Below are 21,896 nucleotides of genomic sequence, written 5' to 3'. Positions count from 1 at the left end.
CAAGTGTTATCCTTCCTTTCGTATCAGGCTTTAATATACATGATTGGGTCATATAAATTAATATTCTTTGTTATAACTTATATAATAATACATAGTGGGTAATTAATCAAGTGGGATTACACGCTAAAAGACTTGCCACAACCGCAATTAGCTTTTTCGTTAGGATTGGTAAAAGTGAATTGGGATTTGAATTTCGTTTCTATATAATCCATTTCAGAGCCTAATATATACATCAATGCTTTTGGATCGATTAGGATTCGCACGCCTTTTTCTTCAACCACCTCATCAAATTGGTTTTTATTGTTGGCATACTCAACATAATAAGTTTGACCAGCACAACCGCCTGACCTAACGCCTACCCTAATTCCATATGTAGGCTTATTACGTTTTTCTATCAATAACCGCACTTGTTTTGCAGCTGAATCAGTTAATGAAATAACGTTTTTCTTCATGTTTTAGGAGTCTTTTTTATTTTCTTTTTTAAGCTTGTAATCAGCTATAGCTGCTTTTATAGCATCTTCAGCAAGAAGTGAACAATGAAGTTTTACCGGTGGCAATGATAATTCTTTTGCAATTTCAGTGTTTTTAATCTCTTCAGCATCGTCTATTGATCTACCTTTTACCCATTCTGTTACTAAAGAACTTGAGGCAATAGCTGAACCACAGCCGAATGTTTTAAATTTTGCGTCCGTAATAATGCCGTTATCGTCAACCTCGATTTGTAACTTCATCACGTCACCACATGCCGGAGCTCCAACTAATCCCGTACCGACGTTTTTCTTCTCTTTATCAAGCGACCCAACATTACGAGGATTCTCATAATGATCTATTACTTTTTTGCTATAAGCCATTGTTATTCCTTAATTCATGATTCTATTTTTGTGTAGATGCTCGCATGATTTTGAGAATTGAATTTTATTTTGATCGGTGAGTGAGCGGAGCGTACAAGTAGTACGTGAGCACACGAATCCCTAATAAAATGAAAGAGCAATTCTTAAAAGCAAAAGAGCATTAGTGCGTAGCCCATTTAATTTTCTTCAAATCAATCCCCTCTTGCATCATTTCCCAGAGCGGGCTTAAGTCCCGTAGCTTATTGATTTTTGAGCATATTAACTTTACTGCATAATCTACTTCCTGCTCGGTAGTAAATCTACCTATACCGAATCTAATTGAAGTATGGGCAAGTTCTTCATCAACTCCCATAGAACGCAATACATATGATGGTTCAAGCGAGGCTGAAGTACAAGCCGAACCGGAAGAAACCGCTAAATCTTTAATAGCAAGAATGATTGACTCGCCCTCTACTCCTGCAAAGCTTAAATTTAAGTTGCCTTTATATCTTTGATCTTTATCACCATTTAAATAAACTTCAGAAATTTGATTGTTTATAGAATTTAAAAACTTATCAAATAAGTGATTTACATGCTTGGTATCTTTTTCCATCTCATTATAAGCGATATTAGCAGCTGTGCCAAGCCCTACTATTAAAGGAGTTGGCAGTGTACCGGAACGCATACCACGCTCTTGACCACCACCGTTTATTAGCGGAGTGATACGCACACGAGGTTTTTTTCTAACATACAAAGCACCTATACCTTTTGGACCATAAATCTTATGCCCTGAGATACTGGCAAGGTCAATATTGCATTCATTCACATCGATTGGAATTTTACCGAATCCTTGTGCAATATCAGAATGAAAGAAAACCCCTTTTTCACGACAGATTTTTCCAATTTCCTTTAAAGGCTGAATTACTCCTATTTCGTTATTTACCGCCATAACTGATACTAACATAGTCTGATCAGTTATAGCATTTTTTAAAACCTCTAAATCGATTATTCCATTAGGTTTGATCGGTAAGTAGGTGACTTTTATCCCTTCCTGCTCTAAATGCCTGCAAGCATCGAGGACGCATTTATGTTCACTAACTACTGTAATAATATGGTTCTTTTTATTGCCATAGAATTTTGCTATACCTTTTATAGCAAGGTTATTGGACTCAGTCGCACCAGACGTAAAAATGATTTCCTTAGCTTCAGCCCCTATTAGCTTTGCAATATCACTTCTTGCCTCTTCTACAGCGTTTTCAGCTTCCCAACCAAAAGAATGGCTACGTGAATGAGGATTGCCAAACTTGGTAGTAAAATATGGCAGCATCGCTTCCATCACACGTGGATCTAACGGAGTCGTTGCCTGATAATCTATATATATTGGCAGGATTAAATTGTTTAATTGTGTGTTCATATAATTGTGAGTATTAAAAATTTGTTTTTTATTTTTGTGTCATCCCGTGGCGGCTTTGCCAGCGTGGATCGAAAAACACCCTCGGTGTCATCTAGTTGCTTGACTACGGGATGACACAGAGGGGAAAGAATCCACGCGGGCAAGCCTCACGCAGGAATGACATTGTGCACTTCTTTAAAAGCCCTCATGAACGCCTTTATATCATCAACCGTATTATTACAGCCTAAAGACACTCTAATAGACGATTTTACTTCTTCTTCATCTAGCCCCATATTAGTTAGCACATGCGATTTAGATATTTTACCTGATGAGCAGGCAGAACCGGAGCTAACACAAATATTTCGTAAATCAAAACCGATCAGTTTTATCTGAGCGTCTGTACCTGGCACAGTAAACAATGTAGTATTAGGTAATCTCTTTGCGTTTTCGCTAATAATATTTATGCTTTGGTATTTCTTTAATTTTTTCTCTAAAACTTCTTGTAAGCTTCTGAGTTTTGCATAATTCTCTATGATATTTTCTTTCATTAATTCAGCTGCTAAGCCAAATCCTGCAATTGCTAAAACATTTTCAGTGCCTGAACGTACTGACTTTTCTTGTCCACCTCCTATGATTATTGGAGTAAGCGGAAAGCGAGAAGTAGAAATCAAAGCAGCTCCTCCCTGCCCGCCTCCTATTTTATGCCCTGAAATTGTAGCAAAATCTAACCCTAACACTTTGATATTTGTTGATATTTTACCAAAAGCTTGTACTAAATCGCTATGAAATCTTGCATCATATTTTTTAGCTATCTCACTTATTTTATCTATATCTTGTAGCACTCCACTTTCATTATTAGCCATCATTACAGATACTAGTTTTTTAGAAGCTGCACTTTGTACTAATAACTCCTCTAAATACTCAAGATCAACTATCCCCTGCTTATCAACTCTTATTATCTTAATATTTGGAGCTTGTTTTATATGGTTATAGATCGATAAATGTTCAATAGCAGAAATGAAAATATCACCGTCATAAAAATTTTTCATTATTAAGTTATTACTTTCAGTTCCTGAAGAAGTAAAAGTAATATCATATTCCCTAGATGATGTTGATATAGCTAAAGCTGTTGCTATTTGAGAACGTGCTGTTTCTATAATATTTTTAGCAAATCTACCTGAACTATGAGCAGATGAAGGATTAAGCTCCTTATCCATCAAGCTTATTACATATTCCTTAACCTTTGGTGCAATAGAAGTAGTAGAGTTATGGTCTAGATATATCATATATTTAAATTCAGGTTTAAAGCATCTTTAACTGAAATATTCTCAAAATAATCTCTGATATGCTTACCAAGACCTTTCCATAATTTATGTGAATTACATTTCATTGTACTCGAGGCACAATTTTTTATCGATTTTTTGTAACAACCGGTCATTATGAAGTTTTCATTTACAGCATCCATAATATTAGAAATTTTTATTTCTTCTAATTTACCTATTAAGATATATCCCCCATTTGGACCTCTAATAGCCTTAACTAAATTGGCTTTTTTAAGTTTAGAAAATATTTGCTCTAAATAATTAAGTGATATATTTTGTTTTAAAGAAATTTCATTCAAAGTTATAGGCTCATCGCTTACATTTGAAGCCATCTCTAATATCGCCATTACGGCATACCTACCTTTTGTCGTTAGCATCATAGGATTATTTACCAATAAATATTGGCATTACAATAAAATATCCTAGTATATTAGTCAAGTATTATATAGATATTATTATCTTTGTTTTTCTTGCGTATTTTTATTATGTATAATAGGAGAGTTGGAGGAAGGACTTAATTTATGACTAGTGTTTATAACTATTTGTTCCCTTAAATTTGAAGTCATATTCTTTGCTTCAGCTAAAGTATTTGAATGAAAATTATTTTTAAATTCAGCTTTTAAATTATCTTTTAATTCGTTATTGAAAATCTCTTTTGGGAGATAAATCCCACCAGTAGCAAGACCAGCCCATGTATATTTAGATTTAGCGTTTAAAGTATTTGCAATATTGTTTATTAGCTTTTCTTGATTTTTAGGTTTTGAAAAATGATCTACAATATTTGGATTTTCTTTAATATGCTCGGAAATTACTTGTTTTAAGGTCTGATTAATCATATGAAAATCTTCTCCCCTATTATCCCCTCTATCAAATAGCTTTTGCGAAACTTGTTCACTTAGCATATTTGCTAAGAGTCCTACCTTTATATCTTGTTTATTTACTAAATTTTCATATAAAGGATTCAGCACTTGCATCGGAGAATTTATATGTTCTGAAATATGGCTATATTGATTCGTTTTTGGAGTAGAAACGTCCCCTACACTACTAATCGGCTTTGAACTTAGCTTTTCTACAATATAATTTTCAAGTTCTGGATTTTCTTTACATATTGTTTTTACTTCGTTAGCAAATTCTTTTTTATTAGGTAAATTTTGCTTGTTTTCCGACTTAGCTTGCAAAAATACCTTATCAATAGCCTGATCAATAAGGATATTTTTATCTGTAATTTTACTTTCTTCTAATGGTTGTTGAGCATCACTAAATATATTTATTACTTTCCCAGCTACATAGTTTAATCCTATCTTCACTCCCGCTTTTGCAAGACTTGGTAATTGACCTTCAAAGTAATTTGTTTTTTGTGCTAGATTATATAAACTACTAGCAGCATTGGTATAATTACTATTTTCAACCCCTTCAATAATTTTAACTAATTCATCAGGATGATTTAACATTGATGGCAAAATATTATATATTTTTTCTTTATCAAGATTTCCTACTCCAGCTACTACTTCTAAAGTTTTATCCATAATATTTGCGAATATTTTTTTATTATCATTTAAATATTGTTGAATTTCAGGATTGTCTTTCGTTAAAGTAATTAGCTCTTTTGCAATTCCGGTATAATCACCTTTAATAAAGCCACTAAAAACTTTTTGTAATGACTCAGGCTTATCAAGCAATAAAGGCATCACTTTGCTAAGCTTTATAACATCTTCTGTTTGTAGACCATAATTTTCAAGTTGCTGTTTAATGACACCGCTATCTTTTACATCTACGTCAACTATACCTTTTAATAAATTATCAAATAAGCTATCTTTACTTTGCTGCACTAATGTATCTTTTAATTTAAACGAAGGATCATTGAGAGCTGAGATTAAACTATTTGTCACGCTCATATAGTCACCTTTATTTACATCTAACATAATATCATGTGCCATTTCAGGCTTTGACATCATTTCGCCGACTATATTAAGCATTTGTTTATCAAAATTATAATCTCTGGTCATTTTTTGCAAATCAGAATTATTTTTAATAATGCCTAAAGCTGCATTTGGTAAAAATTCTTTATTATTCGCAAAGAAATCTCTTAAATCTTTATTGTCTTTAGTCATTTCTAAAGTTTTTTCAATAGCTATCATTAACCCTTGATTTGGATCATTAAGAGTATCAAAAACTTCTTTTATTTTAGGAATTTCATTTAATAAACTAGGGACAGTGCTTAAAACTTTAGGATCAATTCTATAATTTTCAAAATACTCTTTCAAGGCAGGTTTAGCCTGCTGTTTAGCATCTGCTACAAAGCTATTTAGTACTGTCTGTTTTTCAGGACTTAGGTTATTAAATTCCTTTAAAGACCTCAAATTATCTATATTTTCAGCAACTTCTTGCTTTAAAGCAGGATTTTTATCAAAGATTTTTTGCACTTCTGCATAGCTTTGCTTATTTTCCGGTTTTTGTAATATATCATCAAAGGTATTGACATAATCACTTGGTAATATTTCAGTTGCTCCAGTTCTTATATAATCTGCAATGTTTTTTCCTTTTTCATTAAAAAACTTTTCAAAGTTTTTATCTTTGGTAAGCAAATCCAAAGTGTTAGAAGCTACTTTGGTCCAATCAGGTTCTTCTTTCTTTACTTCAATTGCAACTTCTTTAAGCTGATCAAGTACGCTATCATTTTTAAAACTTTCTTTTAATATATACAAACCTTTCTGATCTAAGAAACTACCTTCTTGAAATTCTTTAAATCCAGCTTTATCAAGTATCTGCCCTATTTTAGGTAAATTCTCAGCATTACTTTTTAAAAATTCCCATATTGGTTTTTTCTCAAGGAGTGATTTTTGAAATTCCGGATCAAGATATGTATCAGAAGAGTTAGCAAGCTTGATAAGGTTATAAGTATTTACAGGATTAGTTAAGACAAATTTTGCTCCAAGTAAAAGCGTTTTAAAACTCAAGCTTTTTGAAGATGATAAATCTTTAATTGCACTCTTGAATAATTTGTTAGCACTAGAAGAAGATAAAGTTTTTTCTAAACTTTTTCGTAAACTATTACTACGCTTGGATGTGTCTGTTGTTGCCATATAAATAATTATTCTTTATTAAAATAAATTACTAATATCTATTAAAGATAGTCAATTGCATGCTAAAAACAATAGAAAAGTTTACATTTAAACTTTTGATCCTTATTATATGACATCTAAATTACAATTAATGCTAGAAATAAAATGATTATTATACCAATATTAAGTTTTCTTGGCTTTTCATGCTTTTTCTCAAAATATTTCAAAATAAAATTAAACCATGCGATACCTATAACAATTAGCATATTAGTTACGATTCTATATTGCTGTGCTATACTAAATCTGTTAATGGCTGCTACCTATTTACTTTACTTCATCGGTATATTATTAGTATACTCTTGCTCTTTTCCAAATAAAACTTCGTTTAATAACTCTTCATTTATTAGCAGTATATTTATAAATCAGCATAGATTTTCTTATGAATCTCTCTTTTTTACTTTAGTAATCTTTGCTTTTTTTCTCTACACCAGAGAAGCATCACTGCATGCTTATGATGATTTTTCTCATTGGGGAATATTTACTAAAGAACTATTATATTCAGGAGTTTTTGAAAGCCAAATTTCATTTACCTCTATTATTTTACGCATGCACATTATCCAAGAGGTGCCGCTGTTTATCATTATTTTATGTTAACGCTTTCAGGTTACTCGGACAGAAATGTGCTATTTGCTCATTTCTTACTACATTTAATGTTCTTAGCTCCTTTAGCCTACAATAAGAAAATTTGGCAGACCGGTTTACTATTTTCTGCTATACTTTGTGCAGTAGTACTATATACAACAGGGCTTCGCTCTATATATAATGATAGTACTATAGGGCTAATGTTCGGTACTATCTTTGCTATTTATATCCTTGAAGAAGATAAGAAAAAAGCTTTAAAGCTAATTATACCTATTGCTATAATGCTTCCTTTATTTAGAGAAATTGGAACATGGCTAGCAAGTTTTGCTTCGATAATTCTTATATTACATTATACATTTTTTGATAAAAAACCTAAAATATCACATGATTATATTACCTATGTAATTTTATTAATTCTACCAATATTATGCAATTTTATCTTAATGGATTATTTTAGGAATACTCACGATTTCTTAGATAGAAAAGAGCATAGTTTTAGTAATTTGAAAATACTATAAGTAAGTAGAACAAAACTTATTTAAAATAATAAGATTTTAAATAGGTAATGATGAACAGAAAATATAGACACTTATCTCGCGAAGAGAGATATGAAATAAAAAGAATGTATGACCTAGGAGTCAGTATTAACAAGATAGCACAACATCTTACGAGGTCTAAAAGCACTATTAGTATGGAGCTAAAAAGAAATAAAGTAAAAGGTAAGTATATGCCTTGTGTTGCTCAGGAACAATATAAAAAAAGGATGCATCAGCAAGAGTTATTAAAAATAGAGAAGTTACCTATTTTGTTAAATTATATCAAAAATGCTATGATTCACAAGAAATGGTCACCGGATGCTATAGCCGGAAAGTTAAAACTGGACAAAAATACAGCTTGTTGTATCAGTACAGAAAGTATATATAGATTCGTCTACACTTCTGCAGTAGCAGCTAAATTAAAGTTATATAGCTATTTACCGTCTAAAAGATATAAAAGGCAAGAAAGGGGGACAAGGCATCAAAGGATCATTATACCACAAAGGATCTCAATACATCAGCGTGATGCAATAGCAATGCAAAAGCTAGAAGTAGGACATTTTGAGGCAGATCTTACATTTCATAAAGGTAATCAAAGTATGAATATCGGTGTGCTGGTGGATAAAAAGAGTCAAAAGATTATTTTAGTGCTGAATAACTCCAAGAGAGCTAAAATAGTTACCACTGGGTTTTTAAAAAAGATCAAAACGCTGCCAAGTAGTGTTAGAAAGACTATTACTATGGATAATGGCAAAGAGTTTGTAGGGCATCTTGCTTATAGACTATCTGGGTTTCAAACTTTCTTTTGTGATCCATACCGCCCTAGACAAAAAGCACTAGTGGAGAAAATGAATTCTATGATTCATAGAATTTTACCTAAAAATACAGATATTACAACCGTTACACAAAGAGGTCTTGACAATATTGCTGAGATTTTAAATAACATGCCAAGAAAGATTTTTGGTTATAAAACCCCCAATGAAATTTGGGCAGAAAATTTATAGGTTTTGTTCGACTTAGTCCTTGAATTTTCAATTTAATATATATTGCAGAAAATTTTAATAAACAGCATAAATTATTACTAATAAATTATGGTAAGTTTCTTTTAAAATTTTTAGTAAAAGAAGGAAGTTTAGTTGTATATACTATTTGTTTTATTGCTTGGTATGGAATTCGTAAGTATAAACCGAAACTGTTAGCAGAATATACAAAACTTACGCTATGTTTGATATAATGCCCATGAATTAAGGGATATTATGAAGTGCTTCACTATAAAACATTGCTGTGTAATAAGAGTTTTTAGCATATTTGCTATAACATAGCGTAAGTTTTGTATAAATTTTTTCTAATAGCCACATTTATTTGTGGTATAATTTTTGCTTTATGGCGGCTATATCTATATTTCCAAAACTTACGCTATGAGTAAAAAAGTGATAAATTATTGTAAAAATAATTAAACATGTCAAAGAGGATAAAGTTGCAAGCAATACCAATTAATAGGACAGATTATTGTCAATTTTTAATAGTTAGCCAAAAGAATTATAGTTTAACCTACTACGCTGAACATGCAAAGAAATGTAGTCATGATGTTATTAATAGATTTTTAAGGAATGAAAAATATACACCTTCTTTGTTATGGGAACACATCAAGAATGATGTTATTTTTTCATCTAATGGATATACAATATTTGATGATACGGTTTTAAATAAAAGGAATACGAAGCAAATAGAAATTGCAAGATCGCAGTACAGTGGAGCTACAGGTAGAGTTACTAAAGGTATAGGAGTAGTGAGTCTGGTATATTATAACCCTGATATTAATAAGTTTTGGGTAATAGATTATCGAATTTTTGCACCTGATCATGATGGAGCAACAAAACTAGAACACCTATTAAACATGTTAAATAATGCTGTTTATAGCAAGAAGATTCCTTTTCAAACAGTACTTTTTGACACATGGTATTCTACACACAAAATTATGCAACATGTTGACTCTCTGGGGAAATATTATTATGCCCCTATTAAAGCCAATAGAAACGTTAGTAAAACACACGATTCTAAACCTTATAAAGCTGTAAAAGAGTTGACATTTTCAGATGAAGAGATCAGGCATGGAGTAGAGATTCATATAAAAGGCTTTGCTAAAAATAAGCATGTTAATTTGTTTAAATTTACTGTTTCTACCAACAGAGTTGAGTATGTTGTTACCAATAACAAAACTCACAAATCTTCTAAAGCTGCACAAGATGAGTGTGGCTTTCGATGGGTAATTGAGAGCATGCACAGAGAAATTAAGCAACTTACTGGGATAGAACGTTGTCAATGCAGGAAACAGCGTATTCAACGTAATCATATTAGTTGGGCATTTTTAGTTTGGGCATTTCTCAAAAGGACTGCAAATACAATCGGTAAAACGGTTTACCAAATAAAGTTAGGGCTTTTAGATGACTATATGCAACAACAGCTGCGTTCTCCATCTTTACGATATTTAGAACCAAACATAGCGTAAGTTTTGTTTCTTTACTTTTAGCTATGAAGAAGCAATTAGAGCAGCCTCATTACTTCGATATCTTGGTTGTTACGTTCTAGCTATAGGTATAATTGCTGCTGCATATATAAAAAGTAGTATTTTCTTAAATGAAAAACAGAGTAGAAAAGAATTATTTGTTCTTATGTTATTATTTGCTGTTTTTTCATTTTCAGTAGTAAAAAATATTCTAAGAATCAAGCACTTAAATTTAGAACAAAAGAGTTTTATAAAGCAAGCAATAAATATTAAAAAATTGTTAGAGCAAGGAAATGAAATCGCATTTAATTTTAGTAATAAAAAAGATAATCTACAATGCCATATATTGAATTATACCATATATTGAATTATAATTTAGTACCATATTTAAATAAAAAACACTTACAAGAATGTTTAAAAACTCCTAAAGGAGCAGTTATAGATATAAAAAGAGAAAATATATATATATACCTTTTTTATAAATATCCTCTGTGTCATCTAGTTGCTTGCTAACTAGATCCAGAAAATAATAAAAAATACTAATAATTTAAAACTACCTTGACTCATGACTAACGTAAAATACAACTTAGCAGCTGCTTACAAAATAATGGCATATTTATCGATGGATGACCATACCTATACCCATCTATCTGCAAGACCTAAAGATGCTGATTTTTATTATATTTACCCTTTTGGGCTTAGGTTTGAAGAAGTAACAGAGCATAATCTCCTCAAAGTTACTTTAGATGGAAAAATTTTAGAGGGAGAGGAATATCAATATAATAAGACTGGCTACTTTATTCACGGAAGTATTTATCGAACACGTCCTGATATTTCAGCTATTTTTCATTATCACACTCCAGCAAGTATTGCAGTTTCTACTTTAAAATGCGAATTACTGCCAATCAGCCAATGGGCATTACATTTTTACAATAGAATTTCTTATCATGAATATAATTCTTTGATATTAGACGCCGATAAACAAAGCGATAGGCTAGTTGATGACCTTAAACAAAATTATGTGATGCTGCTTCGTAACCATGGTGTTATTACTTGCGGGAGAACAATATATGAAGCTATGTTTTATGCTTATCATTTAGAACAAGCTTGCAAAACACAATGTTTACTAAATTCAGCTAACAAACAAGATCTTATATTACCCTCCGAAGAAATATGTGAACAAACTGTAAAAGATTTATTATTATTTGAAGAAGATTTAGGCAAACGTGACTGGGATGCTTGGTTAAGAGTTATAAACAAGAAATTATAACTCTATTTGCAAACGAAATATGGCATTGTTAACAAAACAGCTTTAATTGATAATCAAATAGTGCCATACTATAATGCACTTATTTCACCATGATAACAATCAACTACAAAAGAATTGGGATGAAATCTGGAGCAAGTATCAAAATTGATTATATTAATAATATTGGTATTATTATCTACCTCTTTTAACCAATCTATTAATGTTTCTAAATATTTTTGAGATTCTTGAGATTTATCTCCTCCAATTATTCTTACTTGTATTAGATTATCTTTTATCATTTTGGCAGGATTTAACTCTTTTATCAGTTGTTTTAATTGTTCTTTATTAATAGCACTAGCTAAACCAACTTTTCCTAATTGTACTGAAAAAAACTGCACGCAATTTCCAAAACTTACGCTATGTTTGGTTCTAAATATCGTAAAGATGGAGAACGCAGCTGTTGTTGCATATAGTCATCTAAAAGCCCTAACTTTATTTGGTAAACCGTTTTACCGATTGTATTTGCAGTCCTTTTGAGAAATGCCCAAACTAAAAATGCCCAACTAATATGATTACGTTGAATACGCTGTTTCCTGCATTGACAACGTTCTATCCCAGTAAGTTGCTTAATTTCTCTGTGCATGCTCTCAATTACCCATCGAAAGCCACACTCATCTTGTGCAGCTTTAGAAGATTTGTGAGTTTTGTTATTGGTAACAACATACTCAACTCTGTTGGTAGAAACAGTAAATTTAAACAAATTAACATGCTTATTTTTAGCAAAGCCTTTTATATGAATCTCTACTCCATGCCTGATCTCTTCATCTGAAAATGTCAACTCTTTTACAGCTTTATAAGGTTTAGAATCGTGTGTTTTACTAACGTTTCTATTGGCTTTAATAGGGGCATAATAATATTTCCCCAGAGAGTCAACATGTTGCATAATTTTGTGTGTAGAATACCATGTGTCAAAAAGTACTGTTTGAAAAGGAATCTTCTTGCTATAAACAGCATTATTTAACATGTTTAATAGGTGTTCTAGTTTTGTTGCTCCATCATGATCAGGTGCAAAAATTCGATAATCTATTACCCAAAACTTATTAATATCAGGGTTATAATATACCAGACTCACTACTCCTATACCTTTAGTAACTCTACCTGTAGCTCCACTGTACTGCGATCTTGCAATTTCTATTTGCTTCGTATTCCTTTTATTTAAAACCGTATCATCAAATATTGTATATCCATTAGATGAAAAAATAACATCATTCTTGATGTGTTCCCATAACAAAGAAGGTGTATATTTTTCATTCCTTAAAAATCTATTAATAACATCATGACTACATTTCTTTGCATGTTCAGCGTAGTAGGTTAAACTATAATTCTTTTGGCTAACTATTAAAAATTGACAATAATCTGTCCTATTAATTGGTATTGCTTGCAACTTTATCCTCTTTGACATGTTTAATTATTTTTACAATAATTTATCACTTTTTTACTCATAGCGTAAGTTTTGTTTCGTTATTTAGCTCAGTAGAAAAAAGTATAGCATAAATCATTAAGATACTGACAATTTAATAGTATTAAAAACAGCATCATAAAATGTTTCAAAATCTCCTACAACTTTCCTAATTTCATTTTTTATCTTAAACCAGTAATGCTCTATAGGATTTAAATCAGGAGAGTAAGTTGGTAAATACAATATGGTACAACCAACGGATTCAATGAACTCTTTAACTTTAGAATTTTTATGAAAATTAATGTTATCCATAATAACGGTTTGCCCAGGTTGTAATTCTGTAATTAATACATCCCTAATATAAGTTTTAAAGACCTCTGTATTACAATTACCTTCAAATATTACAGGAGCAATAAGATTACCATTACAAAGACCAGCTATCATACTTATTCTAAATTTATGTTGATACACCTTTTCTCCATAACACCTTTGTCCTATAATGCTCCATCCATACTCTTTGCAAGCATTATCCTCTATTCCAGATTCATCAAGATATACTAATTTGTCTTTTGTGATGGTTTGTATCTTTGCTATAAATTCATTTCTTAATTTAATATCTCTTTTCGGATGAAAATGAGTTTTTTTATAGCTATAGCCAAGTTTTCTGATTTGTCTTAAAATAGTTACAGATGCAATATTACCCCATTGCTTTGCTAACTCCTTTGATGTTTTATTCATATTAGCTTTAAAAAATTCTTTAAAAGATTCTGAATCTTTTATCTTATGACTATGTCCTTTCTGATAACCAGTTGCTGCTTCTAAAGTACCTTGCTTATCTTTTAATTTTTTCCATTTATATATAGTATCACGACTTACATTAAATAATTTACTTACCTTACTTATTCGTATCCCTGCTTCTACAGCTTTTATAACTCTTAGTCTTAGTTCTATTGCATATGCTCGTGCCATATCTCTTTACATGCTTGTTAATATTTGCTTACTATAACATGATACTCTCGCTCTGTCAGTACCTTAATGACTTATGCTATACCGCATTATTTTGTGCATCACAAATTTTGTATTCTTTAGACTTAACTTCTATTTTTATCTTTTCCATCCTTGGTTTGTATTTTTAGAGCTTGAGGAATTTTGTAAGGTAGTAGGCGACTCCGGTTTTGGAGTTAAATCAATATTCTTAACTAATGATTGAATTTTTTGGAGCTTTACAGATTTTATAAACTGTTCAGGATTTGATTTCAATTCATTAAATTTTAATAAAAGCTTTGCAAGAGTAATTTTTGAATCCTTTAAAATATTGTCAAAACTTTTCGATATTTGCTGTTTATCTGATGAAGATATAGAAGATTCATTAACCACATACTCCTCTATTTCTTTTCTAAATACTTCTTGTACTAAAGCTGGATTTTCTTTCCAGAAGAAATCAACAGTTTCTTGCTCATTTTGGTAGCTGTTATAACTCATTGTTGCAAAACTTATAGGACCTCCAATTATATTTTTTATTTTTGACCAATCAGGTAATAACCTAGAAGAGAAGTAATAATTTATCAATTCTTTTTGTTTTTCATTAGACAAGTTCATAGGAGGTACTTCCTTAGAAACTGTAAAATCAAATGCTTCATTTAAACCTTGAGGATTTTCTTCAAGAAATAACCTTTGCGATCTTAAAGCTTGATCTTCAGTTCTTTTACCAGGAGTTGCATATTCTATTTTAGAAGTTTGAGGATCAAAAACCATAGAAGGTGATTTATGCTTGTCTAATATATCTGCAGATTTAATATCTATATTAGGAGATTTTTTTAATTTATTAATTACTTTTTTAAGATTATCCTGAGAAGTATACTTTGCATCAGATGAATCGCTTCCTCCTAATAAATAAACATTTAGTTTTTTATCTTCTGGAAACTTACCTAATATATCTTGTGAAATTGCTGTTTCCACATTAGTACGTAAATCAATATGACCTAATACCGATTTTTTATTTTCTGGATCTTGAGCAATTACTACTATACATGCAGTGACAAGGTGAGTTCCCATTTTTTCTTTATCAGAAATACCGTATTCCCTCTGCTCTATTATATTGAGCATCATAATCCACTTTATTATAAAATAAAATATAAGATTTATTATAATTCTCAACTGCTTTAAAATGATCACCTTGTAATTTATAAATAGAACCTAGTGCTAATCTAGATTTTAATTCTAAAATTTTATCATCACTTTTTATACTTTGATCTAAATTTTTTTAGTTTTCTATTTTATATTTCTCTAAATTACCTTGGTTTGAATATATTACAGTTATAAAGTTTTGAGCCTCTTCTGCATGACTAATTAATCTAGAATTTAAAGCAATATTTAAAGCTTCATTATAGCTTTCCATTGCCTTTTCATTATCACCTAACTTATTATAGCTTTCACCTACTGCATTATATATTCTAAAAGTAATATAAGGACCTTCTTTAACAACTGATGGTAGTTGCATTGTAATTGCTTCTAATTCCTTTATAGAATTTGTCTTAAAGACTGTACTAAGCAAATCCAAATTTTTACCTCTTTCAACACTATCCTTGGTCCATATATTAATTTCTGGGAAACTCTAGAAGGTAAACTCTAGAAGGTAAATCAGATAATTGCTGTAATATTTCCTTTGTATTAGATACTGTTGGTTGGCCATTAATTAACATAACAAACCTATTAAATTTTATTAATGGTAATGTAATATAGGATATATGTAGTTGTCAACTATTTTAAACTTTTTATTATTTAATCCACAAGAAACCAATATAACTGTAACATTTTGTAACATAATATACCTTGCACCATTTAGCATTAAATATTAATATCTTAAATATATGTTATTAGTATTTTAAATGCAGCAAATTACATTATCAAAGCCCGTAAGCTGTTACGGAATAGGTGTTCATTCTGGGAAACGTACTCAGTTAACTATTGAACCCGCTAAAGAAAATACTGGTATTATCTTCATAAGAACCGACATATCTTCAGAAAATAATTATATTGAAGCAAAATATTTTAATATTTCTGACACTTTACTCTCTACTACTATAAGCAATAGCAACAAAATACAAGTCTCAACAATTGAACATATAATGGCTGCATTATGGGGATGCGGAATTGACAATGCTATTATCAAAATAGATGGTCCTGAAGTTCCTATAATGGATGGCAGTAGCAAACCTTTTGTCTTTATGATTGAGTGTGCTGGGAAAAAGCTACAAAATGCTCCTAAAAAATATTTAAAAATTTTGAAAGAAGTAACAGCTACTCATAAAGATTGTGAGTTAACTTGTACCCCTTCTGATCACATGAAAATAGATTTGACTATTGATTTTAATAGTAAAGCTATAGGAAGACAAAACTTAGTCTTTTCAAAGCAAGAATCTTTTAATAATAATATCGCTGATGCACGTACTTTTGGCTTTACAAAAGATGGTGACTATTTACAGAGTAAAGGGCTTGCTCTAGGTGTTTCATTCGAGAATACAATAGCTATAGATGATCAAGATAAAGTCTTAAATCCTGATGGATTGCGTTATCAAGATGAGTTTGTACGTCACAAATTATTAGACCTATTTGGCGATCTATATACTTCTGGTAATAACATTATAAGCTCAATCAATGGCTATAAAACTAGCCATGCTCTTAATAACGAGTTATTACAACGAATCTTTAGCGATACTACTTCACATAAATTTGTTACTGCTAACGAAATATAGTATATTTTCTTTTTTTATTCATCACATTTGCTAAGTTGCTATATTCTTGAGCCTTACTAGGTTTCTCATAGAATGGATTCATTACTCTTCCAATATCTTTGGCATAGCTTTCTTTTTCAATATTTAATGATATTTTATTCTTGTTACAAAAATCATTGAACCCATTATTTCTTATTTCATAAATAAAATTATTTCTTATCTCATGAAATTTCTCTCTCTTATCATGATCTTTCATTTTCCAATAATTCTTATCGGTAATTAACTTCTTTAACACTGCTGTTTGCAGAATTTGTTCTTTAGTATATTTTTCCAACTGATCTAAATTTTTATAATCTGGAGTGTCGTGCTTTTTACATTCCTCATTTATATTTAACTTAAATATTGTTCTTATTCTATTTTTTTCTTTTTCGCTAAGCCCCCCAGTAATTAACGAAATAGAAGTTAATATGCCATAACCTGTAGCTCTTAAAACTCCAAGTACATTTCCGCTTGCTCCTTGAACAATAGCAGTAGATATAGCAGAAGTTATAGCAGAAGTTATACCAGCTACATTATTCGTAAGTACTATACCAACACTTTTAAGATTTTTGCTAGTTACTTTATACTTATCACTATTTAAATCTTTTTCTTTCTTAGGTGGTGTAAATAATTCACTTTTTAGAATATCGTTTAAACTAGGTTCTAATGATAATATATAATCTTGCTGTACTTTAGCATTTCTATTTTGTACTAATAAATTATTTTCTTTATGAAGTTTACGTAAATTTCGTATTTTAACAGTTTCATTTATAGCCTGAATTCCTACACCTACCGCAGTAATAGCAGCTACTGTTATAACTATAGGCGATACAGGTGTAAAAAGCCCTGAAACCGCAATTACTGCCCCTGTTAATGAAATAGCATAATTTAAAGAATTACTAAGTAATATTTTACCAATTTTGCTTTCTGTAAAACGATTCCAATTATTATTAATTTTATCTAATATTATTCGAAATCTTGATTTTTTTAAATCGACCATTTATTTTTTTAATTTTATTTGTTTAATTAACTTCTCTTATAATCCAAATTATAGTATAAATTCTAATAAAAAACAAAAGTAAATGTCTGGAAAAGAACTAAATAAAATTGTTGCATCTATATTGTTTGCAAGTTTAATTGCTATGATGGTTGGGTTTATTGCAAATATATTATATAAACCAGTTTTAGAACCAAAACATCGAGGTTATAGTATTGCAGTGCAGGAAGTTTCAGAATCACCTACCACGCAAGCACAAGCCCCAATCAATATACCGGAATTGATGAAAACGGCGAATGCCGATAATGGTCATGAAATAGCTAAAAAATGTTTAATGTGCCATTCTCTTGATAAAGATGGTCCAAATAAGATAGGACCTCATTTATGGGATGTAGCAGGTCGCCCTAAAGCAAGCATAACGGATTATAAATATACCCCTGCTCTATCAGCCCTTGGAGGCGTATGGGATGATGATAGTTTATTTGCTTTCTTACATAAACCAAGTAGCTATGTGCCTGGTACTAAAATGTCTTTTGCCGGTATATCAAAACCACAAGATATCGCAGATGTTATATTATTTTTAAAAACTTATGTTCATGATAAGTAATTTTTTTTCTTTCAAAAATAGTATTTCATACTCTTTTTGAAAGAAGAATTAGAATAATGAGTATATAAGATGGAAAGCGATTCCCATCTTATATACAAATAAATTTATTTTTTGTTTGTAATAAAATGCTCAATTTTCATTTTATTTTGGAGTATATCTCAGTGACTGAATTATGGTTAATAATCGGGGTAATTTGTATAATTGCAGAATTTTTTGCAATTCCAAATATTGGGTTCTTATTTTTTGGATTTGGAGCATTATCAAACGCTCTTATAATTTATCATTATCCTCTAATTAACTTAACCAATCAAATAACGCTTTTTGGTTTATTATCTCTTATATGGTTTTGTATATTATACTATCCTCTCAAAAAATACGTATATAGCAAAACTACTACTAATGAAAACTATTCGGATATGATAGGTAAAGAAGTCGAAGTTTATAGCGAGGTAATTTCAGAAGAAAAGCTTGGACAAGTAAAATGGTCAGGGGTCATTATGAATGCTTACCTTGTACCGAACGAGAAAGCTAAATCAGGAGATAAAGTATATATTACCAAGGTTAAGGGTAATATATTAATCTGCTCTAAACACAGACCTAAATAATAAAAAGAAATACTTTAAGGATTGCCTGTGTGGATCGAGAGTCGTCATTGCGAGGAAATTACAAAGTAATTGACGAAGCAATCCAGTAAAATATAGCATAAACCATTAAGATACTGACAAATAAAAGTAATCCCCGCCGCAAGCAGCGGGGTATTTTAGAAGAAAGCTAGCTGATGATCCTCATGCAGTTTCTGATATTCCTTGCCTTGGTTTTTTACGTATTTTCCTATCATATTCTCATTTCCATGCTTACCTACCGTACTCGTAAAATATCCATCAGTCCAAAATTCTCCACCCCATAATTGTTTCTTTACCTGTGGACACTGTCTAAATATTTGACGAGCTGTAACACTTTTAATTGTTGTTACTATTTTTGTTACGCTATAGGTTGGTACAGATTGTACCAAAAAATGGACATGATCTTCATCAACCCCTATTTCTAAAAATTTTATTTGATATCTCTTTTCTATCTCTAAACATATTTCTCGTAATACTTGATCAACTGATACGTCAAACACTGCTCGGCGATATTTTGCTGGAAATACCATGTGATACAGCAGTACCGTAACATTATGACTTTTATGTATATATTTGCTCATTCCGCCATATTACGCCGCAAGCGGCGGGGAATATACCCAAAAGAGATTTAATAGTATTAAAAACAGCATCATAAAATGTTTCAAAATCTCCTACAACTTTCCTAATTTCATTTTTTATCTTAAACCAGTAATGCTCTATAGGATTTAAATCAGGAGAGTAAGTTGGTAAATACAATATGGTACAACCAACGGATTCAATGAACTCTTTAACTTTAGAATTTTTATGAAAATTAATGTTATCCATAATAACGGTTTGCCCAGGTTGTAATTCTGTAATTAATACATCCCTAATATAAGTTTTAAAGACCTCTGTATTACAATTACCTTCAAATATTACAGGAGCAATAAGATTACCATTACAAAGACCAGCTATCATACTTATTCTAAATTTATGTTGATACACCTTTTCTCCATAACACCTTTGTCCTATAATGCTCCATCCATACTCTTTGCAAGCATTATCCTCTATTCCAGATTCATCAAGATATACTAATTTGTCTTTTGTGATGGTTTGTATCTTTGCTATAAATTCATTTCTTAATTTAATATCTCTTTTCGGATGAAAATAAGTTTTTTTTATAGCTATAGCCAAGTTTTCTGATTTGTCTTAAAATAGTTACAGATGCAATATTACCCCATTGCTTTGCTAACTCCTTTGATGTTTTATTCATATTAGCTTTAAAAAATTCTTTAAAAGATTCTGAATCTTTTATCTTATGACTATGTCCTTTCTGATAACCAGTTGCTGCTTCTAAAGTACCTTGCTTATCTTTTAATTTTTTCCATTTATATATAGTATCACGACTTACATTAAATAATTTACTTACCTTACTTATTCGTATCCCTGCTTCTACAGCTTTTATAACTCTTAGTCTTAGTTCTATTGCATATGCTCGTGCCATATCTCTTTACATGCTTGTTAATATTTGCTTACTATAACATGATACTCTCGCTCTGTCAGTACCTTAATGACTTATGCTATACATAGCATTTTTTATTATTTTTCTCGATGCCGTGGCTTGACCAATAGTACCGGACAGTTATTATTGATAGTGTTAGTAAACAAAGAAAAATTAAATATTCTCTCTTAGCCAATCGAAAACTTTTTTGATCCAGCTGCTATTTTCATCAAGTTTCATATGGGCAAATTCTTTTTGCTGTTTTAAAGCATGAATTTTTAGCATACCTATAACTGCCGAATAAGCCGCGGGATTATAGTCTTCAGTAAAGCCATCCATAAGCTCTGGCTTACCTATCCTAGTTTGTTTCTCAAAAACCTTACTTGAAAGCTCCTTTAAACCTCTAAGCTGCGATCCGCCTCCAGTAATAACAGTACGATATACTGATATTTGTCCTTTTATTGCCTTATCATATTCAGATTTTACCATTAATAATATTTCTTCCGCTCTTGCTTTTATTACTTCAGCGAGCTTATAGACCGTTACTGCTCCTGCAGGGCTATGGTGAGCATCAACATTAAAATCCTCCATATTAATAATACTGTCTTTATCAAAAGAGGATAAAATTGCGTTACCATATAAAATCTTTAATTTTTCAGCCGTAGCAAGATCAGTACCGAAAACTTTTGCAATATCAGAGCTAATATGAAAACTACCTATATTTACGTGTCCTGTATATATTAATTTACCAGCAAAGAAAATACCAAAAGAAGTGGTTTTATCACCTATATCTATAATTAGTGAACCGAGGTTTTTTTCATCATTTGTAAGACAACTAATCGCAGAAGCATAAATAGCTAGAGTAATATTGGTAACTTCAATATGGCATTTAGCAAAACACTGCACGATGTTTGATAGCATATTTGACTCAGCTGCAATAATATGTAATTCACAACCAAGTTCCTTTCCATACATACCTACAGGGTTTTCAACCCTATTATTATCAAGAATAAACTCAAGAGGAAAGTAATGAATAATTTCTTGATTCTTAAATTTAAACTCTTGTAATGCTTTTTGTAAAAGCTTTTTTATATCTTGCTCGGTTATAGTTGCTGTACTAATTTTAATAGTATAATTTATATAGTAAGATTTAGTAGCAGCTCCTGATAGCGATAATATAACTTTTTTGATATCTTTATTGCAATCTTTTTCTAATGCATAAATTGCCGAAATAATACTACTTTCAGCATTTTTTAAGTCTGTTATAACCCCTGATTTTATGCCTTTAGAATGATGTAAATTTTGACTTGCTACCTTAATTTCACCTTTTTTACTAATATAGGCAGCAATGGCAGCAATTTTACTACTACCAAAGTCAAGTGCTACAAAATTCGATATTTTCTCTTTCATTTTTTGT

The 21,896-nt window shown here is 30.7% G+C and carries 21 protein-coding genes and 2 pseudogenes; 8 read left to right on the top strand and 15 right to left on the bottom strand.

Annotated elements, in window-relative coordinates; genetic code table 11:
* Nucleotides 1-116: 116 nt before the first annotated feature.
* From AAGD55_RS06245 to AAGD55_RS06220, 6 genes are all read right to left on the bottom strand, one after another.
* Nucleotides 117-452, bottom strand: coding sequence for an iron-sulfur cluster assembly accessory protein (locus AAGD55_RS06245; RefSeq protein WP_341790841.1), 336 nt, complete (start codon nucleotides 450-452; stop codon nucleotides 117-119).
* 3 nt (nucleotides 453-455) lie between these two features.
* A complete protein-coding gene (gene iscU, locus AAGD55_RS06240) occupies nucleotides 456-851 on the bottom strand; it encodes a Fe-S cluster assembly scaffold IscU (protein WP_011477608.1) in 396 nt (131 codons plus the stop codon).
* A 160-nt stretch (nucleotides 852-1,011) separates the two neighbouring features.
* A complete protein-coding gene (locus AAGD55_RS06235) occupies nucleotides 1,012-2,244 on the bottom strand; it encodes an IscS subfamily cysteine desulfurase (protein ID WP_341790840.1) in 1,233 nt (410 codons plus the stop codon).
* A gap of 146 nt (nucleotides 2,245-2,390) precedes the next feature.
* Nucleotides 2,391-3,509 (bottom strand): cysteine desulfurase family protein, encoded by a 1,119-nt coding sequence (locus AAGD55_RS06230; RefSeq protein ID WP_341790839.1) that lies wholly within the window; start codon nucleotides 3,507-3,509, stop codon nucleotides 2,391-2,393.
* The gene (locus AAGD55_RS06225; RefSeq protein ID WP_341792532.1) at nucleotides 3,506-3,925 is read right to left on the bottom strand and encodes an Rrf2 family transcriptional regulator; all 420 of its coding nucleotides are present in this window, start codon (nucleotides 3,923-3,925) and stop codon (nucleotides 3,506-3,508) included. The genes AAGD55_RS06230 and AAGD55_RS06225 overlap by 4 nt, the downstream gene beginning before the upstream one ends.
* Nucleotides 3,926-4,000: 75 nt before the next feature.
* Nucleotides 4,001-6,628, bottom strand: coding sequence for a hypothetical protein (locus tag AAGD55_RS06220; RefSeq protein ID WP_341790838.1), 2,628 nt, complete (start codon nucleotides 6,626-6,628; stop codon nucleotides 4,001-4,003).
* 144 nt (nucleotides 6,629-6,772) lie between these two features.
* Between AAGD55_RS06220 and AAGD55_RS06215 the strand changes: the two are divergent.
* The 5 genes and pseudogenes from AAGD55_RS06215 to AAGD55_RS06195 all read left to right on the top strand — a co-directional run.
* Nucleotides 6,773-7,755, top strand: a pseudogene (locus AAGD55_RS06215) (hypothetical protein); the annotation flags it as partial.
* A gap of 59 nt (nucleotides 7,756-7,814) precedes the next feature.
* Nucleotides 7,815-8,789 carry an IS30 family transposase gene (locus AAGD55_RS06210; protein WP_341790837.1) on the top strand — a complete coding sequence of 325 codons (975 nt, stop codon included), beginning with the start codon at nucleotides 7,815-7,817 and terminating at the stop codon, nucleotides 8,787-8,789.
* A 455-nt stretch (nucleotides 8,790-9,244) separates the two neighbouring features.
* On the top strand, nucleotides 9,245-10,294 hold the full coding sequence (locus AAGD55_RS06205) for a transposase (protein ID WP_341790834.1): 1,050 nt from the start codon (nucleotides 9,245-9,247) through the stop codon (nucleotides 10,292-10,294).
* A 7-nt stretch (nucleotides 10,295-10,301) separates the two neighbouring features.
* A pseudogene (locus tag AAGD55_RS06200) lies at nucleotides 10,302-10,804 on the top strand (hypothetical protein); the annotation flags it as partial.
* Between the two features lie 52 nt (nucleotides 10,805-10,856).
* A complete protein-coding gene (locus AAGD55_RS06195) occupies nucleotides 10,857-11,561 on the top strand; it encodes a class II aldolase/adducin family protein (RefSeq protein ID WP_341790836.1) in 705 nt (234 codons plus the stop codon).
* 68 nt (nucleotides 11,562-11,629) lie between these two features.
* Here the strand turns inward: AAGD55_RS06195 and AAGD55_RS06190 are convergent, their stop codons facing one another.
* From AAGD55_RS06190 to AAGD55_RS06170, 5 genes are all read right to left on the bottom strand, one after another.
* Nucleotides 11,630-11,938, bottom strand: a complete 309-nt coding sequence (locus AAGD55_RS06190) for a hypothetical protein (RefSeq protein ID WP_341790835.1) — start codon at nucleotides 11,936-11,938, stop codon at nucleotides 11,630-11,632.
* Between the two features lie 14 nt (nucleotides 11,939-11,952).
* On the bottom strand, nucleotides 11,953-13,002 hold the full coding sequence (locus AAGD55_RS06185; protein ID WP_341790834.1) for a transposase: 1,050 nt from the start codon (nucleotides 13,000-13,002) through the stop codon (nucleotides 11,953-11,955).
* A 96-nt stretch (nucleotides 13,003-13,098) separates the two neighbouring features.
* Nucleotides 13,099-13,968, bottom strand: a complete 870-nt coding sequence (locus AAGD55_RS06180; RefSeq protein ID WP_341790833.1) for an IS630 family transposase — start codon at nucleotides 13,966-13,968, stop codon at nucleotides 13,099-13,101.
* Between the two features lie 135 nt (nucleotides 13,969-14,103).
* Nucleotides 14,104-15,108, bottom strand: coding sequence for a hypothetical protein (locus AAGD55_RS06175; RefSeq protein ID WP_341790832.1), 1,005 nt, complete (start codon nucleotides 15,106-15,108; stop codon nucleotides 14,104-14,106).
* Between the two features lie 154 nt (nucleotides 15,109-15,262).
* On the bottom strand, nucleotides 15,263-15,559 hold the full coding sequence (locus AAGD55_RS06170; protein WP_341790831.1) for a tetratricopeptide repeat protein: 297 nt from the start codon (nucleotides 15,557-15,559) through the stop codon (nucleotides 15,263-15,265).
* Nucleotides 15,560-15,887: 328 nt separating this feature from the next.
* Between AAGD55_RS06170 and lpxC the strand changes: the two genes are divergently transcribed.
* Nucleotides 15,888-16,754: a UDP-3-O-acyl-N-acetylglucosamine deacetylase gene (gene lpxC / locus AAGD55_RS06165; protein ID WP_341790830.1), complete on the top strand. Its 867-nt coding sequence runs from the start codon at nucleotides 15,888-15,890 to the stop codon at nucleotides 16,752-16,754.
* Here the strand turns inward: lpxC and AAGD55_RS06160 are convergent.
* Nucleotides 16,741-17,772 (bottom strand): hypothetical protein, encoded by a 1,032-nt coding sequence (locus AAGD55_RS06160; RefSeq protein ID WP_341790829.1) that lies wholly within the window; start codon nucleotides 17,770-17,772, stop codon nucleotides 16,741-16,743. The two genes, lpxC and AAGD55_RS06160, sit on opposite strands and share 14 nt — an antisense overlap.
* 82 nt (nucleotides 17,773-17,854) lie before the next feature.
* Between AAGD55_RS06160 and AAGD55_RS06155 the strand changes: the two genes are divergently transcribed.
* Both AAGD55_RS06155 and AAGD55_RS06150 read left to right on the top strand, forming a co-directional pair.
* The gene (locus tag AAGD55_RS06155) at nucleotides 17,855-18,376 is read left to right on the top strand and encodes a cytochrome c family protein (protein ID WP_341790828.1); all 522 of its coding nucleotides are present in this window, start codon (nucleotides 17,855-17,857) and stop codon (nucleotides 18,374-18,376) included.
* Nucleotides 18,377-18,501: 125 nt separating this feature from the next.
* Nucleotides 18,502-18,981: an NfeD family protein gene (locus AAGD55_RS06150; RefSeq protein ID WP_341790827.1), complete on the top strand. Its 480-nt coding sequence runs from the start codon at nucleotides 18,502-18,504 to the stop codon at nucleotides 18,979-18,981.
* A gap of 155 nt (nucleotides 18,982-19,136) precedes the next feature.
* On the opposite strand, the gene tnpA is transcribed toward AAGD55_RS06150, so the two are convergent.
* The 3 genes from tnpA to ftsA form a co-directional block, all read right to left on the bottom strand.
* Nucleotides 19,137-19,580 carry an IS200/IS605 family transposase gene (gene tnpA / locus AAGD55_RS06145; RefSeq protein ID WP_341790826.1) on the bottom strand — a complete coding sequence of 148 codons (444 nt, stop codon included), beginning with the start codon at nucleotides 19,578-19,580 and terminating at the stop codon, nucleotides 19,137-19,139.
* Nucleotides 19,561-20,482 (bottom strand): IS630 family transposase gene (locus AAGD55_RS06140; RefSeq protein ID WP_341790825.1). Its coding sequence is split into 2 segments (ribosomal slippage): nucleotides 19,561-20,157 and nucleotides 20,159-20,482, totalling 921 coding nucleotides; the frame shifts between segments, so codons are not numbered across the junction. The genes tnpA and AAGD55_RS06140 overlap by 20 nt, the downstream gene beginning before the upstream one ends.
* Before the next feature lie 171 nt (nucleotides 20,483-20,653).
* Nucleotides 20,654-21,889: a cell division protein FtsA gene (gene ftsA, locus AAGD55_RS06135; RefSeq protein ID WP_341790824.1), complete on the bottom strand. Its 1,236-nt coding sequence runs from the start codon at nucleotides 21,887-21,889 to the stop codon at nucleotides 20,654-20,656.
* Between the last annotated feature and the right edge of the window lie 7 nt (nucleotides 21,890-21,896).

The organism is Rickettsia endosymbiont of Gonocerus acuteangulatus, from assembly GCF_964026435.1.
Classification (GTDB): domain Bacteria; phylum Pseudomonadota; class Alphaproteobacteria; order Rickettsiales; family Rickettsiaceae; genus Rickettsia.
This window is presented reverse-complemented; position numbering and strand designations above follow the sequence as displayed.